Origin of the sequence: Streptomyces albiflavescens, from assembly GCF_014645835.1 — a bacterium.
In the GTDB taxonomy this organism is placed as follows: Bacteria; Actinomycetota; Actinomycetes; order Streptomycetales; family Streptomycetaceae; genus Streptomyces; species Streptomyces albiflavescens.
In genome coordinates this window covers 69,076-82,355 of sequence record NZ_BMMM01000026.1, presented here as the reverse complement: position 1 = coordinate 82,355, position 13,280 = coordinate 69,076, and the positions used below count along the sequence as shown (strand labels likewise).

The window sequence follows — 13,280 nt, the reverse complement described above, 5'->3', positions numbered from 1 at the left end:
GTGAACCCGCCGAGGCCCCCAATCTGCACCCCATCGCCTGGCCGTGCACAGGTACCTTCCTGCTGTGGGTTGCGTCGGCCGTGGAGGTCCGCCATCCCCTTCCGACGGCGCGCCGCGATGACGGTCCAGCCCTGCTGCTGGAGTTGGATATCTGACGTGTCCATTTCCAGCTTTTGGATTCGCGGCCTGCGTCGTCTCGTAGCGCGCTGCACTGAGGCCACTGCTCCCTCCATGGCCGGCAGACGTAGAGAGAGGCACGCCGGACCGTCCTCATGTCCGGAAATGGTTGTGCGCGAGTTCCATCACATTGCCTGGCGGGCAGTAGCCATGGATCCTGAAAGGCTTGCCACAGTGGCAGGCGTTTGGGGGATGTGATGGCCCGCCCGGCAGTACGAGATGGCAGCGATCCCAAAGCCGTCCGCGACACTCGCGTATTGATCGACTGTCTGCAGGAGCTGGTGCGGGGCGCCGTCTCCAAGACCATCCGCAACTGTGACAAGTACTTGGAAACGGTGTGGCTCGCGGATGTCCCCGACGGGACCGTGCGCCGTGCTGCGGACGCCGATCCTCGCATCGTGGTCGTCAAGCACCGTCCGCCCAAAGAACCACCGCAGCTGCCAGCGATACTGCACGGCAGGGTGTCCACCGAGGCCGCCTCAACGGCTGGTCCGCAGGCCCCCGGACTGATCGACGACACGTCGAATGAGCGCCAACCGGCCGACGAAGTCCAGGCTGGTGCGGAGGAAGACCAGCTGGCCCTGGAAAGCGGCAGCTCCGCCGAACGCAAGGCGTACGAGGCCTGGGCCGCCAAGTGGATGCGATGGTCGCAGGATGAGCTGGCGGCCGAGCCCCAGCGGCGACTGCACCAGCGTCTGTACCGAATGGCCAAGAGGGTCGAGCAGGACAGCGACACCTTCGAAGTGGTCCTGGCCGTAGGTCTTTTGCAGCTCGGGGCCGATCGTCCCTCGGCCCGGGTCCGCCGGCACATCGTGACAACACCGGTGACCCTCACCGTGGAGCCGGCATCGATCAACGTGACCGTTTCTCTGCTGCCGGATCACCCCGGCCGTCTGGAAGACACCGACTTCCTCAGTGAGTCCGACGGCTATACGTCGGAGCTGCTGGGGGTCGTGCGCTCCGCTGTCGAGGACGTTCCCTTCCACCCGCTGTCGGACCGGGCGGCACAAGCCCTGCGCTCGTGGGCGCAGCGGGCTTTCGGGGTCGACCGAGTGCTCCCGTTCGACCCAACCGGGCAGCATCCCGATTTGACCACGGAACCCCAGGTGCGGTATCTGCATCATGCGCCTGCGCTCATCCTGCGCGAACACAGCCAGCGTTCCGTGCTCGGCTTCTACGAGAGTATCGCCCGCGCGCTGAAGCGTCCCGGAGCACAAGCTCCTCTGGGGCTCGCACAGTTGTTGTATGACCTCGAACCGGAGCACAGGACAGCCTGGGGGAGCAGGAGTGGCTCCGTGCCGCCTGCGCTGGGACCGGATCCGCTGTTCCCGATGGTCACCAACGCTGCCCAGCGCGATGTCCTGGACCGACTGCAGTGCGACACCAGCGTCGTGGTCCAGGGCCCGCCGGGCACCGGAAAGACGCACACCATCAGCAATCTGGTCGCCGCGCTCCTCGCCGACGGCAAGCGCATCCTGGTGACCAGCGCGAAGAGCCAGGCCCTGAATGTGCTGCGTGACCAGCTTCCGTCCAAGCTGCGCAGCATGTGCGTGATCCAAAGCGATCAGTGGCAGGGCGGGAACTCCGATCTGAGCCAGTCACTGGGCGCCCTGGCGCACTTGAACGCGACAACGAGCCTCGATCGACTCCAGCACCGCATTGACGACGCTCACACCCAGAGGCACCAGCTCATGGGCGAACAGGCCAAAGTCCGGGACAGCCTGCGGCAGGTACGTGAAGTCGAGTGGTACGAGCACTCCGAGATCGCGCCCGGATACCGGGGGCGGCTCGACGACATCGTGCAGGCAGTGGAGCAGGGCGCAGCCGAGTACGAGTGGCTGCCGCCCCTGGATGCCCAGGCCGCACAGGTACCGCCCCTGACCGCGGATGAAGCGCAGCGACTGTGGCTGCTCGTCACCCAGCACGGCCCCGGAATCCTCGACGCCCACGTCCAGTACTGCCCCGACCCGGCCACTCTGCCCGATCCGACGGATCTCTCCCGCCGCATCACGGAACTCCAGGCAGCTGAACAGGCTCTCGGCCCGGAGCCCGTCACCCCCCTGGCAAAGACGCTGGCGGACCACGGTGATACGCGGCTCACCTCGTTGGAAACGCTGCTTGACCGAGCCCAGCAGGCCCTGCAGAGAGTAGGGCTGTCTGCGGACCCCGCATCCTGGCAGGCGGACACCTGGTCCACACGCGCCCTGCAGGACGGCATCGCCCAGCGATGGCAGCAACTGTGGGACAGCATCCGAAACGCCTCACACCGTGCACAGCAGACCCACGACGAGATAGCCGCCGCCTCCTTCTTGGAGGTGGAGATCCCTCGCCTCTCCGAAAGCGAGGAGAAGGAACTCCTGATTGCGGCCCGCAATCTGGAGCAGCATGTCCTGCGCACCGGGAAACTGAACACGCGATGGCCGCGGCCGGCTGTCGTCAAACAAGCCCGCTTCCTCCTCGAACAGTGTCGGGTAGAAGGCATGGCGCCAGCCGGCCGAGACCACATCATCGCGGTCGTACGGCATCTGGAGATGCGCGCCCACGCCCGCACCCTGCGCGGCCGGTGGACCGGAGTCGGATCGGCCGTCGGACAGGACACCTCCGAACTGCTAACGTCCGAACTCCTGGACAGGGCCGTCGTTCTGCAGGCCATCGACACCTGCGTGGAGGTCATCCGCCAGGTCCACGCAACACTGCTGGCCGACGGCATCCAGACACCGGTCACCACCGCCGAGCAGTGGTGCGACATCCGCAATGCGACAGCTCAGGCCCGCCAACTCCTGCACATCAGGACCGCAACACAGCGCTTCGAAGAGATCCTCAAGAGCCTTCCTCAACCCCACCCGCATGGCGTCGAAGAGCTCCAGCGCGCGGTGGAAGCTGCGGCAGCCCGAGATGCGCATGCCTACGTACTTGCGGTGGAGGCACTGGCCGTGGCGTACCAGCGTGAGGCAGACCGGCGTGAGACCGGGAAAATCTTCCAGTGCCTTGCCGAGGCCCATCCTGATCTTGCCAAGGACTTCGCCGGCGATGCCCTCGCCGCGCACTGGCGCTCGCGGTTCGCGGTCCTGCCCCAGGCCTGGGCCTGGCGGCAGGCACAGGAATTCCTGGAAACGCACCTGCTCCCGGGACGCGAAGAGCAGCTCGAAGGCGCACTTACCCAGATCGAGGCCCGGCTGCACGACGTCGTGGAACAGCTGGTCTGCGACCGCGCAGCGCATCACTGCGTCAGCCGGATGACCACCAAACACAAACAAGCCCTGGCGGCCTATGCCAGCGCTATAGCCAACGCAGGCCAGGGAACCACCGAGTACGGCAAACGCCACCAGCGCCATGCGCGCTCAGCCATGCAGACAGCGCAAGGAGCAGTACCGGCGTGGATCATGCCGCTGAACCGGGTAGCGGAAACGATCAGCCCCGAACCGGACTCCTTCGACGTCGTCATCGTCGATGAAGCAAGCCAAGTGGGCCTGGACGGCCTGCTGTTGCTCTGGCTCGCGCCGCGCATCATCGTCGTCGGAGACGACCGCCAGTGCGCCCCGTTCTACAGCGGCAGCAAACACGACCGCATCACCCAGATCTTCGACGAACGCATGGCCGCCCTCGAACCCTGGCAGCGCGAAGGCTTCGACCCCAAGTCCAACCTGTACGACCTGCTGCAGTCCCGCTTCACCGAAGTGATCCGTCTCACCGAGCACTTCCGGTGCATGCCGGAAATCATCAAGTGGTCCTCCATGCAGTTCTATCCCGACAACCAGCTGGTCCTGCTGCGTCAGCACGGTTCCGACCGCCTCCCGCCGCTGAAAGTCGTCCACGTGCCCGAGGGCCACTGCGAAGGACGCCGGGACAAACTCATCAACCGGCCGGAGGCAGAGGCCGTCGTCAACGAACTGCACCGCCTCACCCAGGACCCGGCCTACGCCAACCGCAGTATCGGCGTGATCATCCTGCGCCACGGCGACCAGACCCGCCTGGTGCAGAACCTCGTCGACCAGCGCATCGACGTGTCAGCCCGTGAACGCCACAGCATCCAGGTGGGCACCCCCGAACAGTTCCAGGGAGACCAGCGCGACGTCATCCTGCTGTCGATGGTCGTCGACGGAGCCAACGCCATCGCCGCGACCGGCCGGAACCACGAACGACGCTTCAACGTGGCCGCCAGCCGCGCCCGCGACCAGATGTGGCTCTTCCACTCCATGACAGCCGACCAGCTCAGCAGCAAGGACCTGCGGCGCTCCCTGCTCACCTACATGGTGAGCCCGCCACCCCCCTACACACACCCCCACCAGCCCACCAACGTCAGCGCGGACCGACACTGCGAGCCCTTCGACTCACTCTTCGAGCAGCGCGTCTTCCTGCGCATCAAGGAACGCGGCTACGACGTAATACCCCAGTGGGAAGTCAACGGGAAACGCATCGACCTCGTCGTCACGGGAGGCCACGGACGCCTCGCAGTCGAGTGCGACGGAAGCCCCTACCACTCCACCCCGAAGCAGATCCAAGACGACGCCGAGCGCGAGCGGGAGCTACGGCGTGCCGGCTGGACGTTCTGGCGCATTCGCAGCAGCGCCTTCGCCCTCTCACCCGAAGAGGCCCTGGAGCCTTTGTGGGAACGCCTGACCGAACTGGGCATCCACCCGCGCACCGTCCGCGAGACAACCGACGACGACGCACTGACAGACCTGACCTGGACTCCGGTCGGCCTGGCCGAGGCCGAGCCCGACGAAGACGCGGACCCCTACGACGGCGAACCGGACGAAGACAGCGAGGGACACTGACATGGACAACTTCGACGACAGCACGCTCGAAGAACTCGCCGCCATGATCTGCGGAGACGAGCCGGGCATGAAACGCCGAGCCGGCTGGGAACTCGCTCCGTTCCTCCGCCGGGCCGGCTGGCAAGACGTCCCTGACCACGACGGCAGCCCGCGCCACCGCTGGATCTACACCATCCTGCGCGAACGGCAGGAAGACCAGGCAGGAGACACCGAACTTGTCATCCTGCGACTGGCCGACCGGCGCGAATACCAACAACAACTCGCCGACTACGACGCCGTCATCCAACGCCTCCAGGAAGTCCTCGCCCTCGAAGGCCGCCGCGTCGACTACCGCAAGGGCAACCCGGTCCTCGTCGAGTACGACCCCGACGAAACCCCTCGCCCCCAGCGCGTCGAGCTGAAGGTTGCCATCACCGACATCGTCTCCGACCCCGACCTGGCCCGCGCCGTTCAGCTACGCCTCGATGAAGCCCGTATCTGCCAAGAACACGGCGCCTACACCTCCGCCGTCATCATGCTCGGGAGCCTCCTCGAAGGTGTCCTCGTCCACGCCGCCGACGTCAGGCCCGCGACCGTGCCGCTGACCCGGTCCGCCCGCGACACCCGGCTGCAGGAGCTCATTCAGCATGCCCACACCAACCAGTGGATCGACCAAGACGCAAAAATGGCTTCGGACCTGCTACGGACCTACCGCAACCTGGTCCACCCTCTCGCGGAAAAGCGAGCCAAACACAGCGCAGACTTCGACACAGCCGACCTCTGCTGGTCCACAGTAAACGCCGTGCTCAACGACCTGGCAGCAAGCAACCCTCATTAGAGGACCGGGGGGATCTTGCTGGGGGGCCTCCTCCTCTGCACTCTGCCCTGGTCGGCGGAGTCATCCAGGGGCGCGGGGTCTCGGCGTGGCGCTCCTCCTATCCTGCGGGTTGCGAAATCCGCGGGTACGTAGATCATCACATCGATTGGGTCACGCGGTGAGCATGCTGCCGGCACGGCTTGGGCCTGGACATGCCGTGTGGTCTCACTCGGTGCGAGAGTGGCCGTGGCCGCACTGGCGGGCGTCCAGTGCGTCACAGCAGGCCCAGATCCGCAACCATTGCATAGAAATAGTTGCGATGATGGAGATTGGTTGCGACACTGGTAGCGCAGAGATGGGCGGCGTGAGGGGAGGCGGCTATGCGAGGCGGACTGACAGGCATGGAAGCGCTGGGTTCGTTGCTTCCTGCAGAGCCCTTGACCCGGACTGTAAGCCCTGCCGACGTCGGTCGCCGAGTCGGACAGGCCCGTACCCGCCGCGGACTGACGGGTGATGCCCTCGGTGCGCTCGTCGGGCTGGGTAAGGACCAAATCTCAAAGATCGAAAACGGTCGGCGCAAGATCGGTGTCCGGGAGCTGCCGAAGTTCGCGGAAGTCTTGGGCGTCTCGGTAGCCCATCTGCTCGGACAGCCTTCCCGGCCGACTTTGGCCATGGCTCACCGGCTGGCGGGCGACACCAGCCCAGACGAGGACAGCAACGCCAAGCGCCGCGCCCTGCAGTTGCTTGAGGTCGAGGACGTTTTGACTCAGCGCGCGGCGCCGCCTCCCGCCTTGCCGACTGCAGCAGGGCAGCAGGTTTTCGACTACGCACGCAAGGAACTGTCCCAGCGTCCGCGCAACAAGGCCGAGGCCGAACGTCAGGGCAAGCACCTGGCCGAGCAAATGAGACTCCGACTTGGCCTGGGGTCGCACGAGCTGGGTGACCTGCCCGGACTGATCGAGCGGCACTTCGGGGTCGACGTAGCGTTGTCTCCGCTCGGAACTCAGACGGATGGGCTGTGCATCCATGGTGACGGTGTGGCCCTGATCGTGGCCAGCACTGACTTCTCCCAAGGTCATGTGCGGTTCACACTCGCTCACGAACTGGGCCATCACCTGCTCGGTGACCCTCGAGACGTCATCAACGAGGGCGAGCGGGACATGTTCGCGGACAATCTGCAAGAAAGGCGTGTCAACGCCTTTGCGGGCCACTTGCTGATGCCCGAGGAGGGCATTCGTGAGACCCTGAAATGGCTAAGTGCCGGACGTGTCACCGAGCGCAGCCTGGTTGCACTCATGGAGCAGTTCGGTGTCTCCCTGGGGGCCCTGGTCTACCAGCTCTGCGTCATGGGCTTGATCACCTACGATCAGGGCAAGCGCCTGCGCAGCCAGAGGGTGGGAGATCTCGTCGCACGCCACGCCTCGGTGGCTCCCACTGGTGCGGGGATTACGGTTCGGCAGACAGTCCGCGCGCCCGAGCGTCTCTTGAGCGCCGCGGTAGACGCGGCACGCAACCAGCACGTGGGCCTGGGCGTAGTGGCGACCTTGCTACAACGCGAGGACGACGATGCTCTGTGGGATGCGGTGATGGAAGCTGATCCCGAGGTGCTCGTCTGACGCCGGCCAGCGCGGTGACGACTCCCGCGCCCGCAAAGCCTGCCCTGTGGTTCGTCGACACCTCCTCGCTGTTATCCCTTGCTGCTGATGACAACTTGCGCCAGACGGTCCAGGGTGAACTGGTATCGCAGCGCCGCGTCTTGCTGGACGTCGTCGTCGGCGAACTGGAACGCCTGGCAAGCCAGGGCCTACCGGGCATCAAAGACCTGGCGGTAGCAGCGCTGCGGCAACTCGACTGGCTCGGAGAACCCGTAGACACCGATGAACTTGTCGCGGCGGAGCGGGTCGTGGAGATTCAGGACATCATGCGCAGCGGTAGGAGCCTGAAACATCCGGCGGAACACTGGGCAGAGTCAGTGATCATGGCCATGGCAGAGCGGCTACAGCAGATGGACCCGTACATGCTGTGCGAGGACTACAACGCACGCGTTGAATCACTCCACCACAACCTCACGCCCTTCAGCATCCACAAGCTGCTGGCTCGCATGGTCCAAGGTGATCGCCTCGCCGCTGACGGAGCGGTTACTTTCGCCGATGCTCTCCAGACTGCTGAGCGAGGGAAGGACTATACGGCCGGGGAGTTCATATCCGGCCGGTTGGGACGTGTGGGCCAGCCCTAGCCCAGGTCTAAATCGCCTGTGTGATGGTATTCCTATACGGAAACAGTGCTTGTGTTCGAATCAAGAGGCTGCGTCGTCGTTGGCTAAGCAGCATCGAGTATGGAGCGCGTGGATGCTATTCGAAATGGCGTACATCGCGGAGTGAGTGAAGGTAAAGGAGTGCGCCTTTGACGACCTGGCTGCCCTGTGTTCCATCTGTCATATCCATTATGACAGTGGTGGCATCGAAGAGTGATGCTTCAATTCAAGTTGAACCTCGTAATCCTGCAAGAGTGGCAGTGTAATGCAAAGGTTGTGCTTCTCGCGGAAAAGGGGCGTGAATTTCTCGCGCACTGGATCAAGGCGGAGCCGACGGTCTAGGGAATCTTTGTCCTGACGCTCGCTGGGCGACGCCTTCTTGTATTTCAATATGTTGCCCGCTGGTGCGGGTTAGGATCGAGGCCGTCCGGCGCCGTCACCCCTGAAGCAGTCGGTGCCGGCCTGGGGGCGTCTCGGCAGCCGCATTCGCGCTCTGAGGCAAAGCGACAAAGAGGGGCAGCAGGGGTTGAGCTTCAAGACACTTCGTGCTTGGAACGGTGAGCAGAGCCGCGCGTTTGAGGAGCTGTCGTACCAGCTTCTCAAGAACCGAGTGCCAGTGGGTACCCGTGCCATCCGAACCGGCAATCCCGATGGCGGTGTGGAGTGGTACGCCACGCTCCAGGACGGCACGGAGTGGGGCTGGCAGGCCAAGCATGTGGAGGGCATCGATCCGCTGCTGACCGCCATGACGGATTCGGTGAAGCGCGTAGCCAAGGAGCGACCGGAACTCCGCAAGCTGACGTTCGCGATCTCCTGGAACCTGGCCACCGGCACGCGCGGCGGGGAGCGCAAGTCTCAGCGACAGAAGTACGAGGCAAAGGTCGCGACCTGGAAGGAAACGATCTCCGGCGCCGACAGGATTCAGTTCGAACTGGTGCAGGAGAGCGATCTGCTGGACGAGCTGTCCAAGCCGGAGCACCGTGGTCGGCGCTGGTTCTGGTGGCATCACGTCGTGCTCGGGCGCGACTGGCTGGAGCAGCGCTACAAGGAGCAGGCCGACGCTGCCGGCGAGAAGTACCGGCCCGATCTGCAGGTCGACGTACCCATCCAGGAAGACCTCATCGCCCTCGGCTTCGACCAGGCGGTCCTCACTCATTTCAATCGTCTGCGCCGCGACGTCGTCACCGCCGTAAACGATCTACACGCCCTGGTCAAGGATGAGGACGCCCCTGGCGCCTTCGTCTACCAAGCCATCCATGACGCGGCAGCAGCCCTGAAGTCGACCACGAGCGCCATCGCAGCACAAGCTGGGGATCCTCCAACTACCCTGCTGAACCTCACAGATCAGCTGTCGAACACTGCTGAAGCCATTGAAGCTGCCAGGGACTACGAGCGCAGGGCGAAGGCCGAGTGGCGGGAGCTGCCGAGCGATGACCCCAAGCGGAACCAGAACCCTCCGGAACGCGCCGAGGGCTATGGCGTCGGTGTGCTGGGCAAAGCGATCAACGAACTGCACTCATGGCTTGACTCTTCGGTCGGCCGAGCCTTCCGCCAGCGCACCTACTTTCTGACAGGGAAAGCAGGGTCCGGCAAGACGCACCTGTTTCTTGACGCCACCCACCGTGCTTTGCTCGCTGATCGGCCCGCAGTGTTCCTGGCCGGTGCGCAGTTCGGCAGGGGCGACCTCTGGGCGAGCGTCGCGGACCAACTCGGCTTGGAACCTGTCGGCGGCGATGTGCTCCTGAGCGCCATGGATGCCGCCGGCGAAGCTGCCTCGACGTCTGGTAGCCGTTTCGTGATTTTCATCGATGCGCTCAACGAGACGACACCAGCGGACTTCTGGCGAACGCACCTCCCGAGGCTGAGGGCTGCCGTCGCGCGGCATCCGCACGTCGCCCTCGTCGTCTCTTGCCGTGACACCTACCGTGATCTCGTGCTGGAGGGCACCGAGGACAAACACTATGTCCACCACACACATCCGGGATTCGCCGAGAGGGAAGTCGAGGCGACACAGCGCTACTTCGATCACTATGGTCTCGAAGCACCCAAAATCCCGCTCCTGACGCCCGAGTTCACGCTGCCGCTTTTCCTCCGCCTGTACTGCGAAAGCCTCTCGGATCCCAACACCCGCTCGCTTCCCACCGGCCACCAGGGCCGCGTCGCCATCTTCGAGCGCTACCTCGGCGCAAAGATCCGCACCGTAGCTCGCCGCCTCCGCCCCGACGCAACCTCAAGCTACGAACTAGAGGCGGCACAGACTCACGTCCGCCATGCGTTGAACGCTCTCCTTGACGAGTTGTCCCGGCTTGGCCGCGAGAGCATGAGCGCCGCCAGCGCCCATGAAACAGCCGGCTCGTCGATCGAAGACCCCCGAATTGACGCTGTGCGGCTCATGGGCCTTCTGCAGGAGGAGGGAGTGCTCACACGCGAGCGTCTCCACCTGGGAAGCGGACAGTCCGGGGAAGGTGTTCGCATCGTCTTCCAGGCCTTCGCTGACTTCCTGCTCTTGAAACGTCGCCTTGCCCTGTCCGGCGACCCGCTGAACGACGAAGCCGTCAGACAGTGGCTGACGGAGGAGAGCAGTTGGGGGATCCACGAGGCAGCGACTATCCTGTTCCCCGAGGTCTACGGCCTGGAGCTGCTGGACTACCTGAGTATCAGGATGACCGAGGCGCCCGACGGACACGAAGACAGGGACGCATGGAACCGGCACCGGCGCGCCCGCCGGCTCTATGAGGTACTTGTGGAGACCCTGCCGTACCGTGCCTCGGTAGCAATCACTCAGCGGACGATCGACCTGCTGAACGATGCCCAGCGCTATCTGCGTCGTTCAGAACTCTACGAAATACTCTTCGCCCTCGCACCGCAGCCCGACAACCGACTCAACGGCGAGGGACTGCACCGGTATCTCCTCCAGCGGAAGATGCCCGAGCGCGACAGCGACTTCGGTATCGCGATGTATCACGCGCTGTCCGACGCCTCGGGAACGACAGCCCGACTCGCCCGCTGGGCGGCAGCGGGACCCTATCCTGCCTACGACCCCAAGGTGGTCGAGCTTGCCTGCATCCCCCTGTGCTGGCTCCTTTCTTCGCCGAACCGATTCATGCGCGACTGGACCACCAAAGCCCTGGTCCACCTGCTACGTGGGCATCTCGACGTCATACGCGCACTCGTCGAGCGTTTCTGGGCGGTCGATGATCCTTACGTGGTCCAGCGTGTAGTCGCGATCGCCTACGGTGCACTCCTGCGCAGCTCTCCTCAACAAGCTGATCAGGCAAAATCTCTCGTAGAACTGGTTCACCACCTGGTCTTCACCCCACCCGTCCGACCGGACGAGCTGCTCCTCGACGCTGCCCGCGGCATCGTCCGATGGGCCGTAGCGCAGCAGCTGCTACCGGAGTCGGCGCTTGATACGTCCCGACGCCCATACGGGCTGGCGGTGCCTGGCCCGTCACCGACGGAGGCGACGATCAAGGCCAAGTACGGTGGGCGCGAGGGAGAATCCGCTGACGAGAGTTACTTGTCGATCTATGTCTCATTGATGGGCATGGGTGATTTCGCCCGCTACGTTGTCCAGTCTGGCATTCATCACTTCTCGCGCTACCGCACCGGGCAGACGTACCCCGAACGGCAGCCCCGGAAGCCGAGGTTCATCAAGAGCCGCTGGGAGAAGTTCGTCGCGTCGCTCAGTGAAGAACAGAAGGTGACGCTGGCCGACCAGTTGCGCAACCCTGAAGAGCAGGCACTGAGCCGGCTCAAGTCTCTTCTGCGACGTGTAGAGGATCCGCTGAGCGAAGAGCAGCGAAGGCTTTGGGATGCCTCGTTCGTGTATCCCAAGCCGGTGAACCACGACTATCCGGCAGACGTCGCGTGCCGCTGGATCTTCCGCCGCACGATGAGTCTCGGGTGGACACCCAGACTGTTCGGAGACGAAGACCGACGCATCGGCCGTGGGCGCGGTGGAAGAGAAGGACACAAGGCCGAACGCTGGGGCAAGAAGTACCAGTGGATGGCCTACCACGAACTGCTGGCCCGGGTTGCGGACAACTACCAGGCATCCCGACACTTCGGAGACAGCGAGCCTTACGAGGGCTTGCACCAGATCATCGGCGACCGCGAAATCGATCCCAGCCTGCCCCCGATCGACTACCACGCCTTCAACGAAGAAGGCGGCAACGGCGCAACGGCATGGATCCCGCCGCTGATCAGCTTCGAAGCGTGGCCACCAGCCCCCCTCGACTTCAGCCGATACCGCGGAGACATCAGATGGCTGTTGGCCGATACCGCCTCCGAGCCGACCGTTGCCGACTCCCTGTTCCTGAGTGACCGAGAAGGCCACGAATGGGTAGCACTTGAGAGCTTCGTGAACAAGGTCGATCCGATGGCCGACCAGGGATGGCGTGGCCTGCAGGAGAAGAGCACCATCCACACACTGCTCGTCAAGGCCGGTGATGCCAACACCCTCCTGAAGGCCCTGCGAGACGAATCACGTCACGACACCCGTGATCTCCTCGACTCACACGGCCACACCGACTGCTGCTATGTCGGTGAAGTGGGCCGTATCGGGCCGAAATGCCCGCACCGGCACGACACCCTTCGCCGGGTATTGATCGGCGGAAAAGAGATCGAGGTCGTACCCACCATCGAGGAGTACACCTGGGAAGGTGGCATTCTCGACTGCTCCATTGGCGACACCGCCAGCCTTCTCCTGCCCGCGACCTTCATCCAACAGGCCGCAGGATTGACCTTCGATATGCGAGGTCCGGGCTGGCTTGATACTGCGGGTGCACCCGTGTTCACCCATTACGAGGAACCCGGGGATGAAAGCCGGGCGCTTCTGGTGAAGAAGTCCTTCCTGGAGAACTTTCTCGTGGAGCACAGTCTTGAGCTGGTTGTGTGGCACTGGTTCGAACGGATGCAGCTACGAGACGACTACGACCAGGGCAGCAACCCCTATGTGGAGTCGAGCGTCTGCGCCCGGCTGGGGGCGGACATGAAGATCCGCCGCGATGACCCACGCCGGACGGAACGTGACTTGGAACGATCGGCAGAGTAACCATCACTCTGAAGTTTTCGACAGTCGCGCCGGCCCCTGTTGGTCGGCCCTGGCACCGTGATGTCGCCTTGCCGGTTGGGCCGTCCAGGGGCGTGCCTTCCTCGGAGCGACGCGCCGTGGACAGCTGGGTATGTCAGGAGGGTGTCCGGGGGGTTGCGTCGGCGGATGCGTTCTCTGCCAGCACTCAGTAGGTCGGATAGGAGTGCCCAGATCTGGCCG

At 64.3% G+C, this 13,280-nt stretch carries 5 protein-coding genes; all 5 read left to right on the top strand.

All coding sequences use genetic code 11. From position 1 onward, the window contains the following. Positions 1-434: 434 nt before the first annotated feature. The 5 genes from IEY95_RS43860 to IEY95_RS43840 all read left to right on the top strand — a co-directional run bounded on the left by IEY95_RS43860 (position 435) and on the right by IEY95_RS43840 (position 13,061). Positions 435-4,955 carry a PDDEXK-like endonuclease domain-containing protein gene (locus IEY95_RS43860; protein WP_229703782.1) on the top strand — a complete coding sequence of 1,507 codons (4,521 nt, stop codon included), beginning with the start codon at positions 435-437 and terminating at the stop codon, positions 4,953-4,955. Between the two features lies 1 nt (position 4,956). Beyond that, complete coding sequence (locus IEY95_RS43855; RefSeq protein WP_189191882.1) at positions 4,957-5,772, top strand: hypothetical protein; 816 nt, start codon at positions 4,957-4,959, stop codon at positions 5,770-5,772. A gap of 380 nt (positions 5,773-6,152) precedes the next feature. Further along, the gene (locus tag IEY95_RS43850) at positions 6,153-7,367 is read left to right on the top strand and encodes a helix-turn-helix domain-containing protein (RefSeq protein WP_189191881.1); all 1,215 of its coding nucleotides are present in this window, start codon (positions 6,153-6,155) and stop codon (positions 7,365-7,367) included. A 14-nt stretch (positions 7,368-7,381) separates the two neighbouring features. Next, positions 7,382-7,987, top strand: coding sequence for a hypothetical protein (locus IEY95_RS43845; protein ID WP_189191880.1), 606 nt, complete (start codon positions 7,382-7,384; stop codon positions 7,985-7,987). 544 nt (positions 7,988-8,531) lie between these two features. Then, the gene (locus tag IEY95_RS43840) at positions 8,532-13,061 is read left to right on the top strand and encodes an NACHT domain-containing protein (RefSeq protein ID WP_189191879.1); all 4,530 of its coding nucleotides are present in this window, start codon (positions 8,532-8,534) and stop codon (positions 13,059-13,061) included. Positions 13,062-13,280: the final 219 nt, after the last annotated feature.

Coding starts and splice junctions, on each gene's coding strand:
- IEY95_RS43855 (WP_189191882.1), top strand. CDS start 4,957: ATGGACAACTTCGACGACAGCACGCTCGAAGAACTCGCCGCCATGATC.
- IEY95_RS43850 (WP_189191881.1), top strand. CDS start 6,153: ATGGAAGCGCTGGGTTCGTTGCTTCCTGCAGAGCCCTTGACCCGGACT.